Origin of the sequence: Streptomyces sp. SudanB5_2050 (assembly GCF_964272335.1) — a bacterium.
GTDB lineage: Bacteria > Actinomycetota > Actinomycetes > Streptomycetales > Streptomycetaceae > Streptomyces > Streptomyces rochei.
Genome location: NZ_OZ186760.1, coordinates 6,165,038 through 6,191,252, shown reverse-complemented (window position 1 = coordinate 6,191,252; position 26,215 = coordinate 6,165,038). Strand labels below are relative to the sequence as shown.

Annotated in this window: 24 protein-coding genes; 12 read left to right on the top strand and 12 right to left on the bottom strand. The window is 72.4% G+C overall.

Going from position 1 to position 26,215, the window contains the following annotated elements; translation table 11 throughout:
* Positions 1–40: 40 nt before the first annotated feature.
* A complete protein-coding gene (locus ACFZP7_RS27580) occupies positions 41–691 on the bottom strand; it encodes a helix-turn-helix domain-containing protein (RefSeq protein WP_031021328.1) in 651 nt (216 codons plus the stop codon).
* Between the two features lie 87 nt (positions 692–778).
* Between ACFZP7_RS27580 and ACFZP7_RS27575 the strand changes: the two genes are divergently transcribed.
* The 4 genes from ACFZP7_RS27575 to ACFZP7_RS27560 all read left to right on the top strand — a co-directional run bounded on the left by ACFZP7_RS27575 (position 779) and on the right by ACFZP7_RS27560 (position 3,787).
* Positions 779–1,987: a pyridoxal phosphate-dependent aminotransferase gene (locus tag ACFZP7_RS27575; RefSeq protein WP_355520090.1), complete on the top strand. Its 1,209-nt coding sequence runs from the start codon at positions 779–781 to the stop codon at positions 1,985–1,987.
* Between the two features lie 30 nt (positions 1,988–2,017).
* Positions 2,018–2,617 (top strand): histidine phosphatase family protein, encoded by a 600-nt coding sequence (locus ACFZP7_RS27570; protein ID WP_385636401.1) that lies wholly within the window; start codon positions 2,018–2,020, stop codon positions 2,615–2,617.
* 37 nt (positions 2,618–2,654) lie between these two features.
* Positions 2,655–3,296 carry a hypothetical protein gene (locus ACFZP7_RS27565; protein ID WP_127441453.1) on the top strand — a complete coding sequence of 214 codons (642 nt, stop codon included), beginning with the start codon at positions 2,655–2,657 and terminating at the stop codon, positions 3,294–3,296.
* 68 nt (positions 3,297–3,364) lie between these two features.
* Positions 3,365–3,787, top strand: a complete 423-nt coding sequence (locus ACFZP7_RS27560) for a thioesterase family protein (RefSeq protein ID WP_030978400.1) — start codon at positions 3,365–3,367, stop codon at positions 3,785–3,787.
* 205 nt (positions 3,788–3,992) lie between these two features.
* Here ACFZP7_RS27560 and ACFZP7_RS27555 read toward each other — a convergent pair whose 3' ends face one another.
* From ACFZP7_RS27555 to ACFZP7_RS27520, 8 genes are all read right to left on the bottom strand, one after another.
* A complete protein-coding gene (locus ACFZP7_RS27555; RefSeq protein ID WP_029394418.1) occupies positions 3,993–5,381 on the bottom strand; it encodes a nucleobase:cation symporter-2 family protein in 1,389 nt (462 codons plus the stop codon).
* Positions 5,382–5,631: 250 nt separating this feature from the next.
* Positions 5,632–7,047, bottom strand: coding sequence for an 8-oxoguanine deaminase (locus ACFZP7_RS27550; RefSeq protein ID WP_385636397.1), 1,416 nt, complete (start codon positions 7,045–7,047; stop codon positions 5,632–5,634).
* 72 nt (positions 7,048–7,119) lie between these two features.
* Positions 7,120–8,535, bottom strand: coding sequence for a nucleobase:cation symporter-2 family protein (locus ACFZP7_RS27545; protein WP_385636395.1), 1,416 nt, complete (start codon positions 8,533–8,535; stop codon positions 7,120–7,122).
* Positions 8,536–8,599: 64 nt separating this feature from the next.
* Complete coding sequence (gene pucL / locus ACFZP7_RS27540; protein WP_019330153.1) at positions 8,600–9,535, bottom strand: factor-independent urate hydroxylase; 936 nt, start codon at positions 9,533–9,535, stop codon at positions 8,600–8,602.
* Between the two features lie 7 nt (positions 9,536–9,542).
* Positions 9,543–9,944, bottom strand: a complete 402-nt coding sequence (uraH, locus tag ACFZP7_RS27535) for a hydroxyisourate hydrolase (protein WP_270883506.1) — start codon at positions 9,942–9,944, stop codon at positions 9,543–9,545.
* Between the two features lie 2 nt (positions 9,945–9,946).
* Positions 9,947–10,456, bottom strand: coding sequence for a 2-oxo-4-hydroxy-4-carboxy-5-ureidoimidazoline decarboxylase (gene uraD, locus ACFZP7_RS27530; RefSeq protein WP_019330151.1), 510 nt, complete (start codon positions 10,454–10,456; stop codon positions 9,947–9,949).
* A gap of 149 nt (positions 10,457–10,605) precedes the next feature.
* Positions 10,606–10,974, bottom strand: coding sequence for a helix-turn-helix domain-containing protein (locus ACFZP7_RS27525; protein WP_030978398.1), 369 nt, complete (start codon positions 10,972–10,974; stop codon positions 10,606–10,608).
* Positions 10,971–11,237 (bottom strand): hypothetical protein, encoded by a 267-nt coding sequence (locus tag ACFZP7_RS27520; protein WP_037823514.1) that lies wholly within the window; start codon positions 11,235–11,237, stop codon positions 10,971–10,973. Before ACFZP7_RS27520 ends, ACFZP7_RS27525 begins: the two co-directional genes overlap by 4 nt.
* A 141-nt stretch (positions 11,238–11,378) precedes the next feature.
* Here ACFZP7_RS27520 and ACFZP7_RS27515 point away from each other — a divergent pair, with 141 nt between their 5' ends.
* The 5 genes from ACFZP7_RS27515 to ACFZP7_RS27495 all read left to right on the top strand — a co-directional run bounded on the left by ACFZP7_RS27515 (position 11,379) and on the right by ACFZP7_RS27495 (position 16,164).
* Entirely contained in the window at positions 11,379–12,218 is an 840-nt protein-coding gene (locus ACFZP7_RS27515) for a TIM barrel protein (RefSeq protein ID WP_385636390.1), read from the top strand.
* A gap of 48 nt (positions 12,219–12,266) precedes the next feature.
* Complete coding sequence (locus tag ACFZP7_RS27510) at positions 12,267–13,157, top strand: 2-hydroxy-3-oxopropionate reductase (protein ID WP_019330147.1); 891 nt, start codon at positions 12,267–12,269, stop codon at positions 13,155–13,157.
* A gap of 178 nt (positions 13,158–13,335) precedes the next feature.
* Positions 13,336–14,799, top strand: coding sequence for a catalase (locus ACFZP7_RS27505; RefSeq protein WP_031021336.1), 1,464 nt, complete (start codon positions 13,336–13,338; stop codon positions 14,797–14,799).
* Positions 14,800–15,217: 418 nt separating this feature from the next.
* Entirely contained in the window at positions 15,218–15,460 is a 243-nt protein-coding gene (locus ACFZP7_RS27500; protein WP_019330145.1) for a hypothetical protein, read from the top strand.
* Between the two features lie 59 nt (positions 15,461–15,519).
* Positions 15,520–16,164 (top strand): TIGR04222 domain-containing membrane protein, encoded by a 645-nt coding sequence (locus ACFZP7_RS27495; RefSeq protein WP_127440659.1) that lies wholly within the window; start codon positions 15,520–15,522, stop codon positions 16,162–16,164.
* A 120-nt stretch (positions 16,165–16,284) separates the two neighbouring features.
* Here the strand turns inward: ACFZP7_RS27495 and gcl are convergent, their stop codons facing one another.
* A complete protein-coding gene (gene gcl, locus ACFZP7_RS27490) occupies positions 16,285–18,069 on the bottom strand; it encodes a glyoxylate carboligase (protein WP_385636388.1) in 1,785 nt (594 codons plus the stop codon).
* 155 nt (positions 18,070–18,224) lie between these two features.
* Here gcl and ACFZP7_RS27485 point away from each other — a divergent pair, with 155 nt between their 5' ends.
* Entirely contained in the window at positions 18,225–18,911 is a 687-nt protein-coding gene (locus ACFZP7_RS27485) for a hypothetical protein (RefSeq protein WP_031021338.1), read from the top strand.
* A gap of 12 nt (positions 18,912–18,923) precedes the next feature.
* Here the strand turns inward: ACFZP7_RS27485 and ACFZP7_RS27480 are convergent, their stop codons facing one another.
* Both ACFZP7_RS27480 and ibuL read right to left on the bottom strand, forming a co-directional pair.
* On the bottom strand, positions 18,924–20,534 hold the full coding sequence (locus ACFZP7_RS27480; protein WP_019330140.1) for an AMP-binding protein: 1,611 nt from the start codon (positions 20,532–20,534) through the stop codon (positions 18,924–18,926).
* Positions 20,531–22,204 carry an isobutyrate:CoA ligase IbuL gene (gene ibuL / locus ACFZP7_RS27475; protein WP_385636386.1) on the bottom strand — a complete coding sequence of 558 codons (1,674 nt, stop codon included), beginning with the start codon at positions 22,202–22,204 and terminating at the stop codon, positions 20,531–20,533. The genes ACFZP7_RS27480 and ibuL overlap by 4 nt, the downstream gene beginning before the upstream one ends.
* Before the next feature lie 123 nt (positions 22,205–22,327).
* On the opposite strand from ibuL, the gene ACFZP7_RS27470 reads away from it, so the two are divergent.
* The gene (locus tag ACFZP7_RS27470) at positions 22,328–23,170 is read left to right on the top strand and encodes a LuxR C-terminal-related transcriptional regulator (RefSeq protein WP_385636385.1); all 843 of its coding nucleotides are present in this window, start codon (positions 22,328–22,330) and stop codon (positions 23,168–23,170) included.
* A 139-nt stretch (positions 23,171–23,309) separates the two neighbouring features.
* Entirely contained in the window at positions 23,310–26,141 is a 2,832-nt protein-coding gene (locus tag ACFZP7_RS27465) for an ATP-binding protein (protein ID WP_385636383.1), read from the top strand.
* Positions 26,142–26,215 lie beyond the last annotated feature (74 nt).

Below are 26,215 nucleotides of genomic sequence, written 5' to 3'. Positions count from 1 at the left end.
CCCCGGGGAAGGCCCGCCGCGCGGCGGGCCTTCCGTCGTCTCAGGGCTCCCTGAGGGCTTTGGCCGCCGTACCCTCGCCGGTCACGCCGGCCCGGCCCTCGCGCACCGCCCGGCGCAGGCCGAGTTCACCGCGGCAGACGGCCGCGCAGGTCCCGGCGTCCAGCGTGAGCCGCGCGTCGGGCTCCCCGGGGGCGGGTCCGTCGCCGTACACGGGCCCCCCGTCCTCCGCGTCACCGGCGCGCACGTGGAAGGTGCCCTCCTCCAGGCGGACCTCGACGGTCCCCTCCCCCGCGCCGGCCTGGCGCAGCGCCCGCCGCAGGGGCAGCGCGGCCCAGTGCGCCCGTACGGCGTCCGTGGGACGCCGTTCACCCAGCTCGGCGGCGCCCCAGGCGCCCAGCGCCTCCAGCACGGGCAGCAACCCGGCGCCGCGCTCGGTGAGTTCGTAGACGTACGCCGCTCCCGGCGGAGGCAACCGGCGCCGGGTGGTCAGCCCCTCGCGCTCCATGTCCTTCAGCCGCGAGGCGAGCACGTCCGTGCTGACGCCGGGCAGGTCGGCGTGCAGGTCGGTGTAGCGCCGCGGACCGGCCAGCAACTCCCGGACGATCAGCAGGGTCCAGCGGTCGCCGACGGCGTCGAGGGCGCGGGCGGCGGAGCAGTACTGGTCGTAGCTTCGGCGAGGACGAGGTGACATGCGACGCAGTGTAGACAAGTTGTTGGACTTTCCAAGCTGCTACTTGGTAAAACCAAGCAACACCAGATTCCGGAGGGGTAGCGGCGCATGGAGTTCCGGCAGTCGAACAAGCTCAGCGAGGTCTGTTACGAGATCCGCGGCCCGGTCATCGAGCACGCCAACGCGCTGGAGGAGGCGGGGCACAGCGTGCTGCGCCTGAACACCGGCAACCCGGCGCTCTTCGGGTTCGAGGCGCCGGAGGAGATCGTCCAGGACATGATCCGGATGCTGCCGCAGGCGCACGGCTACACCGATTCGCGGGGCGTCCTCTCCGCCCGCCGGGCCGTCGCCCAGCGCTACCAGGCGCTCGGGCTGGAGGTGGACGTGGACGACGTCTTCCTCGGCAACGGCGTCTCCGAGCTGGTCTCCATGGCCGTACAGGCCCTGCTGGAGGACGGCGACGAGGTCCTGATCCCCGCCCCCGACTTCCCCCTCTGGACGGCGGTGACCACCCTCGCGGGCGGCAAGGCGGTGCACTACCTGTGCGACGAGCAGGCGGAGTGGTACCCGGACCTGGCCGACATGGAGTCGAAGATCACCGACCGCACCAAGGCGGTCGTCATCATCAACCCCAACAACCCCACCGGCGCGGTCTATCCGAAGGAGATCGTCGAGGGCATCCTCGATCTCGCCCGCCGGCACGGCCTGATGGTCTTCGCCGACGAGATCTACGACCAGATCCTCTACGACGACGCCGTCCACCACTCGGCCGCGGCCCTCGCCCCCGATCTGGTGGTCCTCACCTTCTGCGGCCTGTCCAAGACGTACCGGGTGGCGGGCTTCCGCTCCGGCTGGCTGGTGGTCACGGGCCCGAAGCAGCACGCGAGGGACTACCTGGAGGGCCTGACCATGCTGGCCTCCATGCGGCTGTGCGCCAACGCGCCCGCCCAGTACGCCATCCAGGCGGCGCTCGGCGGCCGGCAGTCCATCCGCGAGCTGACCGCGCCGGGCGGACGCCTGCGCGAACAGCGGGACGTGGCCTGGGAGAAGCTGAACGAGATCCCGGGCGTCTCCTGCGTCAAGCCCAAGGGCGCGCTGTACGCCTTCCCGCGCCTCGACCCCAAGGTGTACCCGGTCCACGACGACGAGCGCTTCGTCCTGGACCTGCTGCTGCGGGAGAAGATCCAGGTCGTCCAGGGCACGGGCTTCAACTGGCCGAGGCCCGACCACTTCCGCATCCTGACGCTGCCCCACGCGGAGGACCTGGAGGCGGCCATCGGGCGGATCGGGCGGTTCCTGGCCGGGTACCGGCAGTAGCGGCGGAAAGCTCCGCCGTAGCCTGGAGCCATGGGTGATCTCTTTCTGGTCCGGCACGGTGAGACCGAGTGGTCGCGGTCCGGGCGGCACACCGGGCTGACGGACGTTCCGCTGACCGAGCACGGGCGGGAGCAGGCGCGCGGCCTGGTACCGCTGATCCGGTCGCACCGCATCGGGGCCGCGTTCGTCAGCCCCTTCCAGCGCGCCCGGGAGACGGCCGAGCTGATCGGGCTGCACGACGTGCGCGTCGACCCGGATCTGCACGAGTGGGATTACGGCGGGTACGAGGGGATCACGACCGTCGAGATCCACCGGAGCCGGCCGGACTGGTTCCTCTTCACGGACGGGGTGGCCCCCGGGCCGCCGGAGCGTCCCGGGGAGACGCCCGAGGAGGTCGGTGAGCGGGCCGACCGGGTCCTGGCCAGGGTGGAGGCCGCGTTCGCCAACACCGAGGGGTGCGTGGTGCTGGTGGCGCACGGCCACTTCCTGCGGGTGCTGACCGCGCGGCACCTGGGGCTGCCGCCGTCCCACGGGGCACTCTTCCAGCTGGGCACGGGGACGCTGTGCCGGCTGGGCACGGAACACGGCCGGCCGGTGATCGCCGCCTGGAATGTCAGACCCCCGTCGTAGCCTTCCGAGGTGTGACCGGTGAGGGGAGGAAGACGCCGTGGCACTGTCGCCGACCGCCGCGCAGCGGCGGATCATCGCCGCCGCCGATCCCGCCACCGGGCGCCTGAAGGGCCCGGAGGCACAGCTGACGGCGCTGGTGAAGCGGGGGCTGGCCTTCCGGCACCCGCGCCCGCCGCACGACCACTTCCTGACCCCGGCGGGGCACCGGATACGGGAGCAGCCCGCCGGGGACGAGACGCCCGGGGCCGCCGGGCAGCCGCCCGCGCCGGCCGCCGACGGCGTGTTCTCCGCGCGGGTCGGGGGCGAGGATCCGGCGCCGGCGGACGGTCCGGCACGCGTGCGCGAGGTGCGCGGCGCCTGGCAGGGGCTGCTGGAGCTGCGCCGGATGACGCGTTCCGACGGGGCGACGGAGCTGCCGTGCGGCTGGGAGCGCACCCATCTCGTGCAGGCCGCCGCGCTCGCCCTGGAGGCCGCCGGGCACACCCCGGCGACGGGCGACGGCGACGGCTACCGGGTGCGCGCCACCCCGCAGCCCGAGGCGGTCGCCGTGCACCAGCCGGACGGGACCGCGCTGCGGGAGTGCGCGGTGACGCTGGAGCGAGCGGGCTGGCAGGTGGGCGAGCACACCGATCCGCGCACCCGGGTCCGTTATCTGCTGGCCTCCCCGCGCCGGGTGTGAGGCACATGTCAAGATCGGTCGGTCAGCACGTCCAGCACGACAGCACGACCATCAGGAGAGGCGTAGCGATGAGCGAGCCGTTCTCCGTGCCCGTGACCGTCCGCGGGTACGAGACCGACACACAGGGCCATCTGAACCAGTCCGTGTACCTGAACTACGCGGAGCACGCCCGCTGGTCGCTGCTCCGGGCGGCGGGCATCCGGCAGACCGACCTCGTGGCCCGGGGCGTGGGGCCGGTGGCCCTGGAGACCACCATCCGCTTCCGCCGGGAGCTGCTCGCCGGTGACGAGGTCGAGGTGACCTGCGCGTTCGAATGGGGCGAGGGCAAGACCTTCCGGATCCGCCAGGTCATCCGCAAGACGGACGGCACGGTGGCCGCCGAGGTCGAGGGCGTCGGGGGGCTCATGGACCTGGAGGCCCGCAAGCTGGTCGCCGACCCGCGACGGCGGCTGGAGGAACTGACGACCCGTCCGGCCCTCCTCGGGCCGTGACGCGCGGGCCCGGAGTGGCCCTTGCAGGTGTGCGGGCACCGCGCACGAGGGGCGGGGCCCGTACGCGTACGGAGCCCCGTACGTGTACGGAGCCCCGTACGTGTACGGAGCCCCGTGCGTGTGCGGAGCCCCGTACGTGTGCGGGCCGGCGCCTCTGGTCGAGGCGCCGGCCCTCTTAAGGCCCGGGGTTCACCCGGTGCCGGCCTCACGGGGTGGCCGGGGCACGGGTCGCCTCGGAGATCTCCTCGCCCGCCTCCATCGGGTGGGTCACTTCCTCCGCGTCCCGCGCGCGGCCGCCGATGTGGTTGAAGACCAGGTTGAGCAGGACGGCGACGACGCAGCCGGTCGAGATGCCGGAGTCCAGGATGATCTTCGCGTTCTCCGGGAACGCGTGGTAGAACTCCGGCTCCGCGATCGGGATGATGCCGACGGCCAGGGAGACCGCCACGATCAGGACGTTGTTGTCCTTGTCCAGGGCCGCCCGGACCAGGGTCTGGATGCCGCTGGCCGCGACCGAGCCGAACAGCACCACACCGGCGCCGCCGAGGACCGGACGGGGCACGACCGCGATGAGCGAGGCGGCCATCGGACACAGGCCCATCAGCACCAGGAAGCCGCCGCCCGCGGCGACGACGTAGCGGCTGCGGATCTTGGTCATCGCGACCAGGCCGATGTTCTGGGCGAAGGCGCTGCACATGAAGCCGTTGAAGAGCGGGCTGATTGCCGAACCGAGGGTGTCGGCGCGCAGGCCGGCCGCGATGGTCTTCTCGTCGGCCTTGCGGTCCACGATCTCACCGAGGGCGAGCATGTCGGCGGTGGACTCGGTCATCGAGACCACCATCACCACGCACATGGAGAGGATCGCGGCGAGCTGGAACTGCGGCGCGCCGAAGTGGAAGGGGGTCGGGAAGCCCACGATGCTCGCGTCCGCGACCGGCCCGAAGTCGGTGACGCCGAACGGGATCGCGATGAGCGTGCCCGCGACCAGGCCCAGCAGCACGGCGATCTGCTTGACGAAGCCCCGGGTGAAGCGGCGCAGCAGCAGGACGATGACCAGCGTGATGGCGGCCAGGCCCAGGTTGGTCGACGAGCCGAAGTCGTCGGCCTCGGGGCTCGGTCCCTGTGCCCAGCCGAAGGCGACGGGCAGCAGGGACACGCCTATGAGGGTGATGACGGTGCCGGTGACGACCGGCGGGAAGAAGCGGATCGCCTTGCTGAAGAAGGGCGCCGCGAAGAAGCCGAGGAGTCCGGCGACGATGACGGCACCGAAGATGATCGGCAGCGCGTCGGACTTGTCCTCGGTGGAGGCGACGATCGCGGTCATGGGGGCGACACCGGCGAAGGTGACGCCGTTGACGAAGGGCAGCCGGGCACCGATCTTCCAGATGCCGAGCGTCTGCAGGAAGGTGGCGAGGCCCGCGGTGAACAGGCAGGCGCCGGTGAGGAAGGTCAGTTCGGTCGCGGAGAGGCCGATGGCCGCACCGACGATCAGGGGCGGGGCGACGACTCCGGCGTACATGGCGGCCACGTGCTGCAGGCCGGTCGTCGCCATTTTCAGTGGCGGGAGTTTCTCGTCAACAGGGTGGTCGGCCACGGCGGCGTTCCTCCGGTCGGTTTCACGTCGGCATTGACGCGGGTGTCAGGGAGGTGGTGCGGGTGGTCGTGCGGGACCGGGACGGACCCCGTTCTGGGGAAACGGGAACCGCTCCGGGGGCGTGCGTACGGACGCACGCCCCGGAGACGGCCGCCATGGACCCCGCTCGGGTCCACGGCTACCGGCCGGGAGCCGTCCCTCTCGGCCGGAGATCAAGTGGTGTTCGGTTGCTCGGTGTTCAGCTCGGGGTTCAGTTCGGTGCGGCGAGGGTCGCCAGCCGTCGCGCCTCGTCCCGGGTGGAGCGGGCGACGGCGTCCTCGTCGACGGTGAGCAGCCGGCCGTCCTCGACGATCCGGCGGCCGTTCACGAACGACGCCGTCACCGGCGCGGGGGCGCCGAAGACCAGGGCGGTCACGGGGTCGGCGATCGAGGAGTGGGCGAGCGTGTCCATCCGCCACAGCACCAGGTCCGCGAGCTTGCCGGCCTCCAGGGAGCCGGTCTCGGCGGCGCGGCCCAGCACCCGGGCTCCTCCGTAGGTGCCCAGGCGCAGCGCCTTGCGGGCGTCGAGCGCGGCCTCGCGGTGGCCGCCGAGTCGGTTGACCAGCAGGGCGTTGCGCAGTTCGGTGTGGAGTTCGCCGGACTCGTTGGAGGCGGTGCCGTCGACGCCGAGGCCGACCGGGACGCCGGCGGCGAGCATGTCGGGGACCCGGGCGATGCCGGCCGCCAGGCGGGCGTTGGACGACGGGCAGTGGGCGACGCCGGTGCCGGTGCGGGCGAAGGCGGCGATGTCGGAGTCGGTCATGTGGACGCAGTGCGCCATCCACACGTCCTCACCGAGCCAGCCGGTGGACTCGAAGTAGTCGGTCGGGCCCATGCCGAACAGCTCGTGGCAGAACTTCTCCTCCTCCACGGTCTCCGAGCCGTGGGTGTGCAGCCGCACGCCCAGCCGGCGCGCCAACTCCGCTCCCCGGCGCATCAGTTCGGTGGAGACGGAGAAGGGTGAGCAGGGCGCCACGGCAACCTGGGTCATCGCGTCGAAGGAGGCGTCGTGGTGCTCGCGGACGGTGGCCTCGGTGGCGGCGAGCGCGTCGTCCAGGCTCTCCACCGCGAAGTCGGGCGGCAGCCCGCCGTCGGACTCGCCGCGGTCCATGGAGCCGCGGGCGAGGGTGAAGCGGACGCCGATCTCACGGGCGGCGCGGATGATCGCGGCGGACAGGTCTCCGGCGCCGCGCGGGTGGATGTAGTGGTGGTCCGCCGCCGTGGTGACCCCGCCCCGGGCCATCATCGCCAGCGAGCCCTGGGCCGCCGTGTACGCCATCGACTCGTCGACGCGCGCCCAGGTCGGGTAGAGCGCGACCAGCCAGTCGAACAGGTTGTGGTCGGTGGCGAGGCCCCGGGTGAGCCACTGGTAGAAGTGGTGGTGGGTGTTGACCAGGCCGGGCGTGACCAGGTGTCCGGTCGCGTCGATCCGGCGTACTACGTTCTCCAGGTCCTCCGGTGCCCGCCCCGCGCCGACCGCCTCGATCCGGTTGCCGGCGAGGACGACGTGGCCCGAGGCGTACTCGGTGTCGTCCGCGTCGACGGTCGCGATGGCGCAGTTCTCGATGACGATGCGATCGGGTGCCGTGGGGAGGGCGACGCGATCGGCTGCCGCTGATGCTGCCATGCTGCTTCCTTCTCTTTCGGTGCGTCCCGCGGGCGGGGAGTGGAGTGTCCGCGGGGAGGGCACGGCAGGACCCTAGGAGGATTTGAGTGCCGCGGCCGCGGGGCGGCTGCGGGTGCCGAGATGGTGGAAGAAGAGGTTGAGCGTGACCGCGACGAGCGCGCCGGCGCTGATGCCGGAGCCGAGCACGGTCTGCGCCCAGGCGGGGAACTCGGCGTAGAAGGTCGGGGCGGCCAGCGGGATGATGCCCGCGCCGAGGGCCACGGCGACCAGGATGATGTTGGAGCTGTCGTCGAGCCCGGCCTCGGACAGCGTACGGATGCCGCTGACCGCGATCGAGCCGAAGAGGACGATGCCCGCGCCGCCCAGGACCGGCATCGGCACCAGGGAGACCACGGCGCCGAGGACGGGGAAGGCGCCGAGGACCAGCAGGGTGGCGCCGGCGACGGCGACGACGTAGCGGCTGCGGACCCGGGTGAGGGAGACGACGCCGACGTTCTGCGCGAAGGCGGAGGTGGGGAAACCGCCGAAGACGGGGCCGACCAGGGTGGCGAGGCCGTCGGTGCGCAGGCCGCGGGTGATGACCTTGGAGTCGGCGCGGCGGTCGCAGATCTCACCGAGGGCGAGCATGCCGGCGGACGACTCGGTCATCAGCACCAGCATCACGATGCACAGCGACAGGATGGCCGCGGGCTGGAACTCGGGGGCGCCGAAGGCGAAGGGCGTGGGCAGCGCGGCGACGGGCGCGGACCTCAGGCCGCTGAAGTCGGCCATGCCGAACGGGATGGCGACCAGGGTGCCGATCAACAGTCCGAAGAGCAGGGCGACTTGCTTGACGAAGCCCTTGCCGAAGCGCTGGATGACGAGGATGACGCCGAGGGTGAAGGCGGCGAGCGCGAGGTTGCGCATCGCGCCGAAGTCGGCGGCGGCCTTGTCGCCGCCCTGGGCCCAGCCGACCGGGACCGGCATCAGCGTGACGCCGATCAGGGTGATGACCACGCCGGTGACCAGGGGCGGGAAGAAGCGGAGCAGTCGGCCGAAGAAGGGGCCGACGGCGAGGCAGAAGACGCCGGCGACCATCACCGCGCCGTAGATGGCGGGGAGTTGACCGCCCTCGCTGTTGGTCTCGGCGATCGCGAGGATGGGCGCGATGCCGGCCGAGGAGGCGGCGTTGACGAAGGGCAGCCGGTTGCCGACGAAGCCCTTGACGCCGATGGTCTGGATCAGGGTGGCGATGCCCGCGATGAGCAGGCTCGCCGCGATCAGCCGGGTGCGGCCCTCGATGTCGAGGCCGACGGCCTGGCCGATGATGAGCGGAGGAGTGACAACGCCCGCGTACATGGCGGCGATGTGCTGGAGTGCGGCGGGGACGAGCCGCGAGGGGTGGAGCTTCTCGTCGACCGGGTGCACGGACGTGACGGCGTCCTCCATGTGCTCCGGTGACGGGGTGGAACTTGAGCCTTTCGCCGGCTCCGTTGCAGGCTGTGCCATGGTGTTCCCTCCGGTGTGGCGCGCCGCCGGCCCGAGCGGCCGGGCCGGCGGCGCGCGTCCCGCGTCAGAGGTTGGTCATGTCGACCGGGATCAGCTGCTCGGCGCCGTCCCGCAGAATGGTGGCCTCGATCAGGCCGTAGGGCCGATCGGCGGCGTAGTACACGGCGCCGTCCTTGGCCTCGTTGTCGATCCCGAACGGCGACAGGTCCGAGCGGAAGTGGTGCTTGTTGGGCATCGAGAAGCGGATCTCCTCGACCTCGTCGCGCGAGTTCAGCACCCGCACACCCATCTCGAAGAGGGTCTGCTGGAGCGAGTACGAGTAGGTCTCGGCGAAGGCCTGGAGCGCGTGCTTGCGGACCCCGTTGTAGGAGCGGTCCCAGTCCGGGGCGTGGGAGTCGATGCCGTCCCAGTTGTGCCGCCACCAGGTGGAGACGGTGGTGGCGAGGATGCGGTCGTAGTCCTCCTGGAGGGTGGTGTACTTGTCCTTCAGGAAGCCGAAGAACTCGGAGTTGGTCGAGTTCAGGACGGTGAGGTCCTTGAAGCCGGAGAGCACCTGGATGCCGTGGCCGTCGTAGGTGATCTGCGCGACGCGGGTCTCCTGGCCCTTGCGGACGAAGGAGTGGGCGATCTCGTCGGAGCCGACGAAGCGGGCGCCGCCCTTGGAGGTCTCGATCCGCTCCCAGCCGTACTCCTCGATGCGGATGCGGGCCCGGTGGATCGGCTCGTTGTTGTCGACGAAGTGGCGGGCGAGCTTGACGCCGAGGTCCTCGGCGCTCTCGATCCCGTGCTCCTTGGCGAAGGCGAACACCGTGTTCTTGGTGGTGTCGGTCGGCAGGACGTTCGCGTTGGACCCGCTGCGGTGGACCTCCTCCATGTCGCCGGAGAGGGCGACGGAGACGTTCAGGTCCTTGATGTGGTGCGTGTCGCCGTCCCGCGTGATCTTGACGACGCGGTTCTCTGCCTTGCCGTACTGGTTCTGTCCCAGGACGAAACGGGTCATGTGTCGGTCAGCTCCCTCGGTAAACGGAGTAGCCGAACGGGTTGAGCAGCAGCGGAACGTGGTAGTGCTCCCCGGGCACCACCGCGAAGGTGATGGTGACCTCGGGGAAGAACACCGGCCGGCCGTTCTCGCTGTCCCGGAGCGCGGGGGCGTCCTGCTGGGCCGCGGCTTGTTTCTTGGCGAAGTACGTCTCGGTGTCGAAGTCGAGCCGTACGTGGGTGGTGCCCTCCGGCAGGGCCGGGAGGTCCTTGCACCGGCCGTCGGCGTCGGTCGCGGAGCCGCCGAGTGCCTGCCAGTCCGCGTCGCCGCCCGAGCGTGCGGCGAGTTGGACGGCGACACCCTCGGCGGGGCGGCCGACGCTGGTGTCCAGGATGTGCGTGGACACGGAGGCGGTGGTGCTGGTGCTCATGGTCAGGCGTCCTGTTCGACGAGTCGGGTCAGGCGGATGCGGTTGATCTTCCCCAGTTCGGTGCGGACGATCTCCCGCTCCTGCTCGGGCGAGTTGCCGATCCGCTCCTTGACCGCGTCCCGCATCTGCTCGCCGGTCCGGCCGGTGGCGCAGATGAGGAAGACGTGGCCGAACTTGTCCTGGTAGGCCAGGTTGAGATCGAGCATCTCCGCCTTGAGTTCCTCCGAGGCGCCGGCCATACCGGCCTGCTCCCGGGAGGAGGTCGGGTCGCCCGGCTTGGGGCGGCCGATGGGCGGGTGCCCGGCCATCGCCTCGGCGAGGTCGTCCGCCGTCAGCTCGGCCATGGCGGCGTCGCTGGCGGCGTACAGGTCCTCGGCGGTGGCGTACGGGCGGGCGGCGAGCAGGTGCCGGGCCCACGCCGTCGAGGCACACGCCTCGTGGAGTTCCGCGAGTGCCGCGGACTCCTCGAGGGCGTTGAAACGGGCCAGGCCCGACGCGGAAGTGGACGTCACGGGAGCCTCCGTGGCCTTGTGCTGAACGGGCGTGCCGATAGCTAACGCCCTCGGAAACAACGCGTCAACACTTTGTTGAAAATTCGGTGTTACGAAAGCCGCCGTCCGGATCCCGGACGGCGGCTCGTGGTGTGGGGCTCCTGTGCAGGTCAGGCGTCCTTCTCGCGGTTGAGGTAGTTGTAGACGGTGAAACGGCTGACGCCGAGGGCGCTCGCGACGGTCTCCACGCCGTGCCGCACGGAGAAGGCGCCGCGCGCCTCCAGGGTGCGTACGACCTCCTGCTTGGCCCGCCGGTCCAGGTCGGCCAGCGGCCTGCCCTGCCGGCGTTCCATGGCCGCGAGGATGTGGTCGAGGGAGTCGGCGAGCTGGGGCAGGCGCACCGCGACGACGTCGGCGCCCTCCCAGGCGAGGACGACGTCGTCCTGACCGGCCTCGTCGGGCGGCAGCATCTCGCCGCCGATGGCGTCGACCAGGGGCTTGACGGCCGCGATGAAGGGCTCCTGACCCGGGCCGGTCACCGCTCGTCCTCCCCTTCGGCGCCCTGGCCGACCACGTTGACCTGGAGGGAGATCCGGGTGGCCCCGGCCTCCAGGGACCGGCGCAGCAGCGCGTCCACGGCGGTGAGCACCGCGTCGGCGCCGCCCTCGGCGGTGTTGCCGAACGGGCCGACGTCCACCTCGTCCAGCTCCGCGGCCTCGACGACCTCACGGGCGACCACCGCGTGCGCGGGCGCCTCGTCCAGGTCGAAGGGCTCGGTCGTGAACTCCACTCTCAATCGCACCGGGTCAACCTAACGCGCGGTGACCGTTTTACGCCGCCCCCTCTTGACAAGTGCGGAGCTCCACCGGCAATCTTCCATTACGCAGAAACGAACTTCCGTAATGCGGAACAACGAACGAAACGGAAGGGAGCGCGGCACCCGATGGGCTTCGCAGATCAGCGCTTCAACGTCAACCTGTCGATCCTCTTCACGGAACTCCCGCTCCTGGAGCGTCCCGCGGCCGCCGCCGCGGCCGGCTTCACCGCGGTCGAGCTGTGGTGGCCCTGGATCGACTCGCCCACCCCCGAGCAGTCCGAGCTCGACGCCCTGAAGAAGGCGATCGAGGACGCGGGCGTCCAGCTCACCGGGCTGAACTTCTACGCGGGACAGCTGCCCGGCCCCGACCGCGGCGCCCTGTCCGTGCCCGGCGAGGAGTCGGACCGCTTCCGCGCCAACATCGACGTGGCCGCCGACTTCGCGCAGTCGCTCGGCTGCACGGCGCTCAACGCCCTGTACGGCAACCGCGTCGAGGGCGTGGACCCGGCCGAGCAGGACAAGCTGGCGCTGGAGAACCTGGTCCTCGCCGCCCGCGCGGCCGACCGGATCGGCGCGATCCTGCTGATCGAGGCGCTCAACAAGCCCGAGTCGCCGCTCTACCCGCTGGTGTCGGCGCCGGCCGCGATCGAGGTCGTCGACAAGGTCAACGAGGCCACCGGCCTCGGCAACGCCAAGTTCCTGATGGACCTCTACCACCTGTCCATGAACGGCGAGGACCTGCCGCAGGTGATCGACGCGTACGCCGCGAAGACCGGGCACGTGCAGATCGCCGACAACCCGGGCCGCGGCGCCCCCGGCACGGGCACCCTCCCGCTCCAGGAGCTGCTGGACCGGCTGAGGAAGGCCGGTTACGAGGGCTGGGTCGGCCTGGAGTACAAGCCGGGCGACAACCCCAGCGCCGAGTCCTTCTCCTGGCTGCCGGCCGAGGCCCGCGCGGCCCGCTGAGCGCCACCCCGCAGGAACTCTTCACAGATTTTCAGAGAGGCACCCATCATGAGCACGCTCCCCAAGGTCGCCTGGATCGGTCTCGGCATCATGGGCTCCCCCATGTCCGAGAACCTGATCAAGGCGGGTTACCAGGTCACCGGCTTCACGCTGGAGCAGGAGAAGCTGGACCGCCTGTCCGCCGCCGGCGGCACCGCGGCCGGCTCGATCGCCGAGGCCGTGCGCGACGCCGACGTGATCGTCACCATGGTGCCCGCGTCGCCGCAGGTCGAGGCCATCGCCTACGGCCCCGAGGGCATCCTGGAGAACGCGAAGTCCGGCGCCCTGCTGATCGACATGTCCTCGATCACCCCGCAGACCTCCGTCGACCTCGCGAAGGCCGCGAAGGACAAGGGCATCCGCGTCCTGGACGCCCCGGTCTCCGGCGGCGAGGCCGGTGCCATCGAGGCCGTGCTGTCCATCATGGTCGGCGGTGAGCAGGCCGACTTCGACGAGGCCAAGCCGCTGCTGGAGGCGCTGGGCAAGACCATCGTGCTGTGCGGTCCGCACGGCTCGGGCCAGACCGTGAAGGCCGCCAACCAGCTGATCGTCGCCGTGAACATCCAGGCGTGCGCCGAGGCCGTGGTCTTCCTGGAGAAGTCGGGCGTGGACCTGAAGGCCGCCCTCGACGTTCTCAACGGCGGCCTGGCCGGCTCGACCGTGCTGACGCGGAAGAAGGACAACTTCCTCGCCCGCGACTTCAAGCCCGGCTTCCGCATCGACCTGCACCACAAGGACATGGGCATCGTCACCGACGCCGCCCGCAACGTGGGCGCCGCGCTGCCGGTCGGCGCCGTGGTGGCCCAGCTGGTGGCCTCGCTGCGCGCCCAGGGCGACGGCGGCCTGGACCACTCGGCCCTGCTGCGGGCCGTGGAGCGCCTGTCCGGCGCCCAGGTCTGACCGCGGACGGTCGACAAGACCTCCGGGCGGTGCCGTCGCTGACACCTGTCCTGTCGCGCCCGAGCGACGGCACCGCCCGGAACCCACTTCAACAAACTGTTGACGTGCCTGTCACCCGAACTTAGGCTCCACGAAGCGGAAATAGTTTTCCGCTGACCCCTCGCACGGAAGGTCCCCGATGTCGCAGCGCGTGCTCACGACAGAGTCCGGCGCCCCGGTCGCCGACAACCAGAACTCCGCCTCCGCCGGCATCGGCGGTCCCCTCCTCATCCAGGACCAGCACCTCATCGAGAAGCTGGCCCGCTTCAACCGCGAGCGCATCCCGGAGCGCGTGGTGCACGCCCGCGGCTCCGGCGCCTACGGCCACTTCGAGGTGACCGACGACGTCACCGACTACACGCACGCCGACTTCCTGAGCAGCGTCGGCAAGCGCACCGAGGTCTTCCTGCGCTTCTCCACCGTGGCCGACTCCCTCGGCGGCGCGGACGCGGTCCGCGACCCGCGCGGCTTCGCGCTGAAGTTCTACACCGAGGAGGGCAACTACGACCTCGTCGGCAACAACACCCCGGTGTTCTTCATCAAGGACCCGATCAAGTTCCCCGACTTCATCCACTCGCAGAAGCGCGACCCGTTCTCGGGCCGCCAGGAGCCGGACAACGTCTGGGACTTCTGGGCGCACTCCCCCGAGGCCACGCACCAGGTGACCTGGCTGATGGGCGACCGCGGCATCCCGGCGTCCTACCGCCACATGGACGGCTTCGGCTCGCACACCTACCAGTGGACGAACGCCAAGGGCGAGTCGTACTTCGTCAAGTACCACTTCAAGACGGACCAGGGCATCCGCTGCCTGACCGCCGACGAGGCCGCGAAGCTGGCGGGCGAGGACCCGACCTCGCACCAGACGGACCTGGTGCAGGCCATCGAGCGGGGCGTGTACCCGTCCTGGACGCTGCACGTGCAGCTGATGCCGGTCGCCGAGGCGGCGAACTACCGCTTCAACCCGTTCGACGTGACCAAGGTGTGGCCGCACGCCGACTACCCGCTCAAGCGGGTGGGCCGGCTGGTGCTGGACCGCAACCCGGACAACGTCTTCGCCGAGGTCGAGCAGGCCGCGTTCTCCCCGAACAACTTCGTTCCGGGTATCGGCCCCTCCCCCGACAAGATGCTCCAGGGCCGTCTGTTCGCCTACGCGGACGCGCACCGCTACCGCCTGGGCGTCAACCACACCCAGCTCGCGGTGAACGCCCCGAAGGCCGTGCCCGGCGGCGCCGCCAACTACGGGCGCGACGGCTTCATGGCCTCCAACGCGCAGGGCCGGGACGCCAAGAACTACGAGCCGAACTCGTACGACGGCCCGGTCGAGACCGGCCGCCCCCTGGCCGCGCCGCTCGCGGTGTCCGGCCACACCGGCACCCACGAGGCCCCGCAGCACACCAAGGACGACGACTTCTTCCAGGCCGGTGAGCTGTACCGCCTGATGTCCGAGGACGAGAAGAAGCGCCTGATCGCGAACATCGCCGGCGGCCTGTCCCAGGTCTCCCGCAACGACGTGGTCGAGAAGAACCTCGCGCACTTCCACGCCGCCGACACCGAGTACGGCAAGCGCGTGGAGGAGGCGGTCCGCGCCCTGCGCGAGGACTGACGCAAGACGCGCGCACGGACCCGGCGGGGAGGCCGGACCGTGCGCGGCCCGCGCAGGCACCGGAGCGGCCCGGATGAGGGGTGGTCGCCCGGGGCCGGCGCGGGCAGGGCGAGGACCGCGGCGGCCAGCGAGCCAGTGCGGTGGTGAAAGGTCCGGACGCTTCTCCTACGACCTGAGGGGAGCGGCGTCCCGGGCCCGTCGCACCGCCGCGGTCCCAGCCACCCACCCCCTCCCGAGGGGGCCCACGACTCCGTCCGGCGGCGCGAACGACCTGTCGCGCCCAGCCTCGCGCTGTCGGACGGACACCACGTGAAGAACCTTCACCGGCTGAGAGGCGCCGGATGCGGACGGTCCCGCATCCGGCGCCTCTCGGCGTGCACGGGGTGCGGATCGACGGCCCGCGCAGCAGCCTGGAGACATGGCAACGGCACACCCACCCGAGCATCCGCGCATCGTCGTCCACGCCCCCGCCCTGGACGGCTCCCGCCGGGTCACCTCGGGCGACGAGACCCTCGGCGTCGCCTCCCACGTCGACGACGTCGCCGAGCTGCTGCGGCTGGCCGACCTGTACGTGACCGACGTCGAGGGCAGCGACCTGGTCGAGTGGCAGGGCGGCGGCCCGGACGACTGGCCGGGGCTGCACGAGCACCACGAGGGCTGAGAGCGGGCGTAGGAGCCCCCGCCGGCGGGCACATCCCCTGACACACGGGGGGTGAGGCGGTGGACGGCGCCACGGAGATCGGCTGGGAGCCGCACGAGATCGCGCTGCTGAACGGCGGGCCGCGAGGCGCGGTCACGGTGGCGGTGGTCGCCCTGCATCTGAAGGGTGCCCTGGAGACCGGCCCGCGCAGGACGCTGTGCGCGACGGGGCCGGAGCCGGAGGGACTGGGCCCGTTCGAGGGGACCGTCCTGGACTGCCTGCGCGAACCCCTCACCGCCCGGGAGCTGGTCCGGCACTCGGACGTGCGCCTGGCGGTGGCCCTCGCGCGCATCCCGCTCGCGGACGAGGGGTTGCTGCGCTACCCCCGGCTGGGGCCGACCCGCGGCGCCCGCCGGCGGGTGGAGTTCTGGCGGGCACGGCACCCGTTGCCGGCGGTCAGGCACGGACTGTCGGACGAGGACACGCTGCTGGCGGTCGCCCTGCACGGCGACGCGGCCCTGCGCATGCTCCTGCCGCGCTTCGCGCTGCGCGCCGGGCTGACGGCCCCGGGCGCCCCGGCCGACCGGGGCCGCTTCTCACTGGGCCGCGGCCGTTTCCTGCGGTGGCGCGACGAGTACGAGGACTCGGTCTCCGGCGACTGGGGCGCGGGGCACGGGGGCCACTCGGGCGGCTGCGGTTCGGGAGGCGGGGGCGGCGGGGACTGACGGTCCCCGCGCACGCCCGAGGGCGGCCCGTCGGATGACGGACCGCCCTCACCTGCGTCTCGTACGTCTCGCAGTCTCGTACGTCGTACGTCTCGTACGTCTCGTACGTCCTGGTACGGATCAGACCTTCAGCGTCTTGACGGCCGTCGGGGCGTGCCCCGGCTCGGTCGCGACCTCCTCGAACTCCACGACGTTGCTGATGTCGTTGGTGCCCGACATGGAGATGTTGGTGACGCGCTCCAGGATCGCCTCGACGACGACCGGCACCTGGTGCTCGGCGGCGAGCTTCTTGGCCTGCTCGAAGGCGGCGCCCAGCTCGTTCGGGTCGGTGACGCGGATCGCCTTGCAGCCCAGGCCCTCGGCGACCTTGACGTGGTCGACGCCGTAGACGCCCAGCTCGGGCGAGTTGATGTTCTCGAACTCCAGCTTGACCTGGAAGTCCATGTCGAACCCGCGCTGCGCCTGGCGGATCAGGCCCAGGTAGGAGTTGTTGACCAGGACGTGCACGTAGGGGATCTTGTGCTGCGCGCCGACGGCCAGTTCCTCGATCATGAACTGGAAGTCGTAGTCGCCGGAGAGCGCCACGACCTGCGCCTCGGGGTCCGCCTTGGCCACGCCGAGCGCCGCCGGGACGGTCCAGCCGAGGGGGCCGGCCTGGCCGCAGTTGATCCAGTGCCGCGGGCGGTAGACGTGCAGCATCTGGGCGCCGGCGATCTGCGAGAGGCCGATGGTGGAGACGTACCGGGTCTCCGGGCCGAAGGCCTTGTTCATCTCCTCGTAGACGCGCTGCGGCTTGATCGGGATGTCGTCGAAGTGCGTACGGCGCTGGAGGGTGGCCTTGCGCTCCTGCGCGGAGGCGGCCCACTGCGAGCGGTCGGGCAGCTTGCCGGCCGCCTTCATCTCCTTGGCGACCTCGACGAACAGCTCCAGGGCCGCCTTGGCGTCGGAGGCGATGCCGTAGTCCGGGGCGAAGATCTTGCCGATCTGGGTCGGCTCGACGTCGACGTGGACGAACTTGCGCCCGGCGGTGTAGACGTCCAGCTTGCCGGTGTGGCGGTTGGCCCAGCGGTTGCCGATGCCGAGGACGAAGTCCGACTCCAGGAAGGTCGCGTTGCCGTAGCGGTGCGAGGTCTGGAGGCCGACCATGCCGGCGTTCAGCTCGTGGTCGTCGGGCAGCAGGCCCCAGCCCATCAGGGTCGGGACGACCGGGGTGCCGGTCAGCTCGGCGAACTCGACGAGCAGGTCGGCGGCGTCGGCGTTGATGACACCGCCGCCGGCCACGATCAGCGGGCGCTCGGAGGCGTTGAGGAGGCCGATGGCCTTCTCGATCTGGGCGCGGGTCGCGGCCGGCTTGTAGACCGGGAGCGGCTCGTAGGTGTCCGGGTCGAACTCGATCTCCGTCATCTGGACGTCGATCGGCAGGTCGATCAGGACCGGGCCGGGGCGGCCGGAGCGCATCAGGTGGAACGCCTGCTGGAAGACGCCGGGGACCTGCGCGGCCTCCAGGACGGTCACCGCCATCTTGGTGACCGGCTTGGCGATCGAGGCGATGTCGACGGCCTGGAAGTCCTCCTTGTGGATCACCGCGGTCGGCGCCTGGCCGGTGATGCACAGGATCGGGATCGAGTCGCCGATCGCCGAGTACAGACCGGTGATCATGTCGGTGCCGGCCGGTCCGGAGGTGCCGATGCAGACGCCGATGTTGCCCGGGTGGGTGCGGGTGTAGCCCTCGGCCATGTGCGAGGCGCCCTCGACGTGCCGGGCGAGGGTGTGGTTGACGCCGCCGGAGGCCTTGAGCGCCGCGTAGAAGGGGTTGATCGCCGCGCCCGGCACACCGAACGCGTCGGTGACGCCCTCGCGCTTGAGGATCTCAACTGCCGCTCGGGCAGCGGTCATACGAGCCATCGAGTACTCCTGCTTCGGCTGTCGGATTCGCACTCCCGTCGCGCCCCGCGGTGAGCTCTTCCGTAGCGACTTTGCGATTTTCCGTATAGTGGAAACTTGTTTCTACGATCTGGAAGTAATGTAAGTGGGCAGCCGAAGGCCGTCAAGGGAGGACGATGGGGGTCATGTCCGAGACCGTCTCGGTGTGCTGCACCGCCTGCGGGCGCCGGCACCGCTACACGGCACCGTCGTATCCCTGTGCGTGCGGGGAGCCGGTCAGCCCCCGGCTGGATCCGCGCCGGGCCGCCACCGCCGTCACCCACCGCACGTGGGACGAGGAGTGGATCGGACTGCGCTGCGCGGCCTGCGGGGCCCGGAGCCGGTGGCCGCGCCCGGAGCTGGGCTGCCCCTGCGGCACGGTGCTGTGCGTGCCGGTGGACCCGGAGGCGACGGGGAGGTCGGGGCGCACGCCGGGCTCCCGGGTGCCGGCCCACCGGGCCGTGCCGATCCGTACCGCCCGCGACGCGGTCACCGCCGCGGTGCTGTATCTGCGCGGGCTGGGGCACCGGGACGTCCGCCGCGCCGACCAGCGGCCGGTGGCCGGCATCGGGCTGGCCGCCCCCGGCCTGGTCGTCCAGGTGGACCCGACGGTGGGCCCGGCCTCGGCGCGGGACGTGGAGTGCCTGTGGCTGACGGCCATGGCGGAGTCCGCGACCCCCGTCTACTTCTCCCTCGCCGGGTACGCCGAACAGGCGCGCGCCCGCGCCGATCTGCTGGGCGTGCCGCTCTTCCTCCTCGACCCGGCCGGTGTGCCGCGCCCCGTCAACGCGCCGGCCGTGGCGCTGGACGCCACGGCCGGCTGACGACCGCGGGAGCTACGCGTCGCCGTAGCGCTCGCGCAGCTCGATCTTGCGCACCTTCCCGGAGACGGTCATCGGGAAGGCGTCCAGGATGCGCAGGCGGCTGGGCACCTTGTAGTGGGCCAGCCGGTCCGCGCAGTAGGCGCGCAGTTCCTCCAGGGTGAGCGGGTCGGCCGCGTCGCGCGGGATGACGCAGGCCAGCACCTCCTCGCCGTAGCGCTCGTGCGGTACGCCGACGACCTGGACGTCCGCGATCTTCGGGTGGCCGTAGAGGAACTCCTCGACCTCGCGCGGGTAGATGTTCTCGCCGCCCCGGATGATCATGTCCTTGATGCGGCCGACGATCTCGACGTAGCCGTCCTCGCGCATCACCGCCAGGTCCCCGGTGTGCATCCAGCGGCCCTCGTCGATGGCCTCGGCGGTCTTCTCGGGCTCGTCCCAGTAGCCGAGCATCACGCTGTAGCCGCGGGTGCGCAGTTCGCCGGCCTCGCCGCGCGGCAGGGTCACGCCGGTCACCGGGTCGACGACCTTGACCTCGATGTGGGGCAGTACGCGGCCGACGGTGCCGGTGCGGTGCTCCAGGTCGTCGTCCATCCGGGTCTGGAGGGAGACCGGGGAGGTCTCGGTCATGCCGTAGCAGATGGAGACCTGCTCCATGTGCATCTCGGTCACCACCCGCTTCATGACCTCGACCGGGCAGGGCGAGCCCGCCATGATGCCGGTGCGCAGGGAGGTGAGGTCCCAGGAGGCGAAGTCCGGGTGGTTCAGCTCCGCGATGAACATCGTCGGCACGCCGTACAGGGAGGTGCACCGCTCCCGCTGCACCGCCTCCAGCGTCGCCCCCGGCTCGAAGGACGGGGCGGGGATGACGATGCAGGCGCCGTGGGAGGTGGCGCCCAGATTGCCCATGACCATGCCGAAGCAGTGGTAGAAGGGGACGGGGAGGCACACCCGGTCCTGCTCGGTGTAGCCGACGGTACGGCCCACCCAGTAGCCGTTGTTGAGGATGTTGTGGTGGGAGAGGGTGGCCCCCTTGGGGAAGCCGGTGGTGCCGGAGGTGTACTGGATGTTGACCGGGTCGTCGCAGCTCAGCTCGGCCGCCGCCGCGGCCAGCCGCTCCGGCGGTACGGAGGCGGCGCCCGCCGTCAGCGCGTCCCAGGACGGGTCGCCGATGTAGACGGTCTCGCGCAGCGCGGGGCACCGGCCGCGGACCTGCTCCACGATCGCCCGGTAGTCGCTGCTCTTGTGGGCGAGGGAGGCGATCAGCACGCTGATGCCGGACTGCCGGAGGACGTACTCCAACTCGTGCGCCCGGTAGGCGGGGTTGACGTTCACCATGATCGCGCCGATGCGGGCGGTGGCGTACTGGACCAGGACCCACTCGGGGCAGTTGACCGCCCAGATGCCGACCCGGTCGCCCTTGGTCACGCCCTTCGCCAGCAGTCCGCGCGCCACCTCGTCGACGTCCGCGCCGAACTCGGCGTAGGTCCAGCGCCGTCCGGACGGTACGTCGACCAGGGCCTCGCGGTCCGGGTGGGCGGCGATCGCGCGGTCGAGGTCGGCGCCGATGGTGTCGCCGAGGAGCGGGGTGGTGCTGGTGCCGTGGGCGTAGGAGAGCGCGGTCACCGGAAGTCCTCCTCGCGGTACTCGTCCTGGGAGCCGGCCGCGGTGGCCTCGCGCAGTTCGATGCGGCGGATCTTGCCGGAGACGGTCTTGGGCAGTTCGCCGAACTCCAGGCGCCGGACGCGCTTGTAGGGCGCGAGGGTCTGCCGGGAGTGTTCGAAGAGGACCTTGGCGGTGTCGGGGCCCGGCTCCCAGCCCGCCGCCAGCACGATGTACGCCTTCGGCACGGCCAGGCGCAGCTCGTCCGGGGCGGGCACGACCGCCGCCTCGGCGACCGCCTCGTGCTCCAGCAGGGCGCTCTCCAGCTCGAAGGGGCTGATCTTGTAGTCGCTGGCCTTGAAGACGTCGTCGGCGCGGCCCACGTAGGTGAGGTAGCCGTCCTCGTCACGGGCGCCGATGTCGCCGGTGCGGTAGTAGCCGCCGGCCATCGCCTCCGCCGTGCGGTCGGGGTCCCCGTGGTAGCCGGTCATCAGGCCGACGGGGCGCGCGGACAGGTCCAGGGCGATCTCGCCCTCGGTGGCGCCGGGCGCGCCGGTGACCGGGTCGAGGAGTTCGACGCGGTAGCCGGGGCTGGGGCGGCCCATCGAGCCGGTCTTCAGCACCTGGCCGGGGCTGTTGGAGACCTGGACGGCGGTCTCGGTCTGGCCGAAGCCGTCCCGGATGGTCCGGCCCCACACCCGGCGCACCTGCTCGATCACCTCGGGGTTGAGCGGCTCACCGGCGGCCACGACCTCGCGGGGCGGGGTGGCGAGCTGCGCCAGGTCGGCCTGGATGAGCATCCGCCACACGGTGGGCGGGGCGCAGAAGGTGGTGACGCCGGCCCGGTCCATCTCGGCCATCAGCCGGGCCGCGTCGAACCGCGTGTAGTTGTACAGGAAGACGGTCGCCTCGGCGTTCCACGGTGCGAACAGGTTCGACCAGGCGTGCTTGGCCCAGCCGGGCGAGGAGATGTTCAGGTGCACGTCGCCGGGCTTCAGCCCGATCCAGTACATGGTCGCCAGGTGCCCGACGGGGTAGGACACGTGGGTGTGCTCGACCAGCTTGGGGCGGGCGGTGGTGCCGGAGGTGAAGTAGAGCATCAGCGGGTCGTCGGCGGCGGTGGGGCCGTCGGGGGTGAAGGCGTCGGAGGCCGTGTACACCTCCTCGTAGGGCCGCCAGCCGGCCTCCCCCGTGCCACCGACCGCGATCCGCGTGTAGTCGCCGGGCACGTCGGCGAACTTGCCGGTGTCCTCGGCGCGCACGATCACGTGCCGCACCTGGCCGCGGTCGACCCGGTCGCGCAGGTCGGCGGGGCCGAGCAGCGGGGTGGCCGGGATGACGACGGCGCGCAGCTTCATCGCGGCGAGCGCGGTCTCCCACAGTTCGGCCTGGTTGCCGAGCATGACGAGGATGCGGTCCTCGGGGCCGACGCCCCACTCCCGCAGCCGGTTGGCGACCCGGTTCGAGCGGGCGGACATCTCGGCGAAGGAGACCCGGACCTCGGAGCCGTCCTCCTCGACGATGTGCAGCGCGGTGCGCCCGTTGCCGTCGGCGATCGCGTCGAACCAGTCCAGGGCCCAGTTGAAGTGCTCGGGCCGGGGCCACCGGAACCCCTCGTAGGCGGCGGTGTAGTCCTCACGGTGCTCCAGCAGGAAGTCCCGTGCGCTGCGGAACAGCTCCGTGGCCGTCGTCATCTGTCCTCCTTCGTGCCGGACCTTGCCGGGCGGCTCTCTGCCATCGTGTAATCCGTGATGCAGGTCTCACTACCCCCGAACGGGGGTGTGCGCCCCGGGACGGGCGCGAGAAGGGCGGGACGAGTGGCGGTGGACGCGGCCGACGGGGTGGAGATCCGCAGTGCGCTGGTGCGGCTGCGGCGTACGACCGGGCTGCCGGTCGCCTTCGGCGGGCTGGTGGAACCGGGGCGGCGGCAGGTGCGGATCAGCGAGCTGAGCGGCACCTCGACGGGCGCGCTCAGCGCCCTGGCGGTGACCTCCGGCAACGGCCTGGGCGGCAAGGCGGTGGCGCTGTCGCGGCCCTGCGCGGTGACCGACTACTCCGTCTCCCGGCAGATCAGCCACGAGTACGACCTCCCGGTCGCCGCCGAGGGGCTGCGCTCGGTGGTGGCGGTGCCGGTGGTCGTACGGCGCCGGGTGCGCGGCGTGCTGTACGGCGCCCTGCGTGCGGCCCAGCCGCTGGGCGACCGGACGCTGGGCGCGGCCGTGGCGGCGGCGCGGGACGTGGAACAGGCGCTGGTGCTGCGGGAGGAGGCCGGCGAGCTGCTGGCGGCGGCCCGGCCGCAACCGGTGCCCGCGCCCACGGGCTCCGTCACCGCCTGGGAACAGGTGCGGGAGGCGCACGCGGCGTTGCGGGCGCTGGCGCCCAGGATCGCCGACCCGGCGCTGCGGGACGAGTTGCTGCGGGCGTGCGGACTGCTGGCCCCCGGCGTCGGGCCCGGCCCGCACGCGGTGCGGCTGACGCCGCGCGAGGTGGACGTGCTGGCCTGTGTGGCGGCGGGCGCGACCAACGCGGCGGCGGCCGAACGGCTCGGGGTGGGCCCGGAGACCGTCAAGGGCTATCTGCGTTCGGCCATGCGCAAGCTCGGGGCGCGCACGCGCGGGGCGGCCGTGGTCGCCGCGCGCCGCGCGGGCCTGCTGCCGTGACGGCCGGCTCTTCTCCGTCGTGTGCCGCGTTCGGTTCTCGTCGCCCGCGTCGTTCCCGTCACCTCGTCGTCCCGCCGTGACGCGACCGGCCGTTGCCTAACATTGGCCGGGACACGACATACGGAGGGGAGCGGTCGCCGTGCGACGGGACTTCACGGAGTCTGCCGGGTGCCGTTCCGACCTGGTCATCGGGCGGGAGGAGTCGTTCGGCGCGGCGCGCGAGCAGCTCTCCCGAGGGGGAAGTGTGCTGCTGCACGGACCCGCCGGCATCGGGAAGTCGACGGTGCTGCGGGCACTGGCCTCGGAATACGCCGGTACGGCGCACACCGTGTTGCGCTGCTCCGCCACCGAGTCCGAATCCCACCTCCCCTTCCTCGCCCTCGCCGACCTCCTGGGCCTGGTCCTGGACCGGGTGACCCCGGTGCTGCCCGACGCCCAGGCCACCGCGCTGGAGTCGGCGCTCACCGGACGCGGCGAGTCCACGCTCCAGCGCGACGGGCTGGCGCTGCGCCTGGCCGTGCTCTCCGCGCTGCGCGCCCTCGCCGCCGAGGGCCCGGTGCTGGTCGTCGCCGACGACCTGCAGTGGCTGGATCCGGCCAGCGCCGAACTGCTCGGCTTCGCCGCCCGCCGCCTGGGCGACACCCCGGTACGGCTGCTGTGCGCGGCGCGCACCGAGGGGCCGGAGGCGCAGGGCGCGGCGTACGACCGCCATCTGCGGGCGTCCCCGCCGGACACCCGCGCGGTCCGCCTGGGCCCGCTGACCCGCGCCCAGGTGTCGGCGCTGCTCGACGAGCGGGGCTACGCGGGCCTGCCCCGTTCCACGGTCCGCGACATCCACCGCACCAGCGGCGGCAATCCGCTCTTCGCCCTGGAGCTGGGCCGGGCGCTGGCCGAGAGCCCCACCCCGCCCCGGCCGGGCGAGCCGCTGCCGGTGCCGACCTCGCTGCGCGCCCTGGTCCTGACCCGGCTGGAGATGCTCTCGGACGAGGCCCGCCGCACCCTGCTGGTCGCCAGCGCCGGCGCCCGCCCGACCCCGGCGCTGCTGCACGCGGCCGGCCGGGAGAACGCCGAGGCGGAGACCGCGCAGGCGGCGGCCCTGGGGCTGCTGGCGACCGACCCGGAGGGCCCGGCCGTACGGTTCGCGCACCCGCTGATCTCGGCCGCCCTGTACGCGGAGGCGCCGGCGCCGGAACGGCGGGCCGCGCACGCCGCGCTGTCCACGGCCGCCTCCGACCCGATCGAACGCGCCCGGCACCTGGCCCTGGCCACCACCGGCACCGACCCGGAGGTGGCGGACCGGCTCGCCGAGGCCGCCGCGCTGGCCCGGGACCGCGGGGCGCCGTCGGTGGCCGCGTCGCTGGGTCTGCTCGCGGCCCGGCACACCCCGCCGGACGGCTTCCCGGGCCCGGACGAGCGCCGGCTCACCGCGGCCGAGGACGCGATCACCGCGGGCGAGCCGGACCTCGCCCGGGACATCGCCCGCGAGGTGCTGACCCGGGCCGGCGCGCCCGAGGAGCGGGTACGGGCCTGGATGGTGGTGATCGAGGCCGCCGGGCAGGCCATCGCCGACGTCGACGCCGCCTTCCCGCAGGCCCTGGCCGACGCGGGCGAGGACCCGCGCCTGCTCGCCCTGGTCCACTACCAGCTGGCCTGGCGTTCCCTGGTGGTGCAGGGCGACTTCGCGCAGGGCCGGGAGGAGGCCGCGCACGCGGCCCGGCTGGCGGCCGAGGCCGCTGACCGGCGCACCGAACTGCTGGCGCTGGCGTTCCAGGCGCAGGCCGAGACGCTGATGGGGCATCCGGACGCCCCGGAGACCATCGGGCGGGCCCTGGCGGAGCCGCAGGACGCGCGGGTCGCCTGCCATCACAACGGGGCCGGCTCCGCCCGGTTCCGGTGGCTGGTGATGAGCGACCGGCTCGCCGAGGCGCGCACCGCCGTCACCGGGCTGCTGCGCGAGGTGCGCCGGCGCGGCATGGCCGAGAGCGAGGTCCACTACCTGCGTTTCCTCGCCGAGACCGAGTTGCACTCCGGGCACTGCGGGCGGGCCCTGGAGCTGTCCCGGGAGAGCCTGACGCTGGCCCGCGACGCCGGCATCGGGGAGGGCGCCGGCGCGATGCAGGCCGCGCTCGCCGAGGCGGCCGGCGGGGACGTGGAGCGGGCGCTGACGCTGGCGCGGGAGGCGGTGCGGCGGGCCGAGGAGGACGGAGACGCCGTGTACCTGTCGCGGGCGCTGGCGGCCCTGGGCCACGCCGCCCTGGTCGCGGGTGACGCGCGGGCGGCGGTACGGGCGCTGCGGCGGGTGCGGGAGCTGGAGGCGGGCGCGGGCATCACCGACCCGGCGCGGGGCCGGTGGCAGGGCGACCTGGCGGAGGCGCTGGTGCGGACCGGGGAGCCGGCCGAGGCCCTGGACGTCATCGAGGTCACGCGGGCGCACGCGCTGCGGCTCGGCCGGGGCAGCGTGCTCGCGGTGCTGGACCGGGCCGAGGCGCTGGTGCGGGCGGCGCGCGGTGAACACCGGGCCGCCGTCACGCGGTTGACGTCGGCCCGGGAACGGCTGGCCGCACTGGGCTACGGCCTGGAGGAGGCCCGGGCCGCCCTCGCGCTGGCGGAGCTGAGCGGGGACCGGGCGGGACGGGCCCCGCGGGCCGCGTCGTACGACGAGGCGGCACGGCTGTTCCGGAGCTGCCGGGCGCTGCCCTGGCTGCGGCGGGTGGAGGCCGCGCTCGCCGCGCCGGAGGCCGGTCCGCAGCCCGCGCGCGCTCCCCACCCCGAGGCGCTGGCGGGGCTGGCCTCGATGGAGCGTCAGGTGGCCGCGCTGGTCATGGAGGGCGCCACCAACCGGGAGATCGCCGGGCGCCTGTTCGTGAGCGTCAAGACCGTCGAGGCGACGCTGACCCGGGTCTACCGCAAGCTGGGCATCCGCTCCCGCGTCGACATCGTCCGGCTGGCGGCGGGCCCGCGGCCCGAGTGAGGCATCTCCCGCGGCGGCGGGCGGAGATGACGGACCGAGGGTTTTCCCTGCCCGGCTCCCCCTAGGGGGTTCCC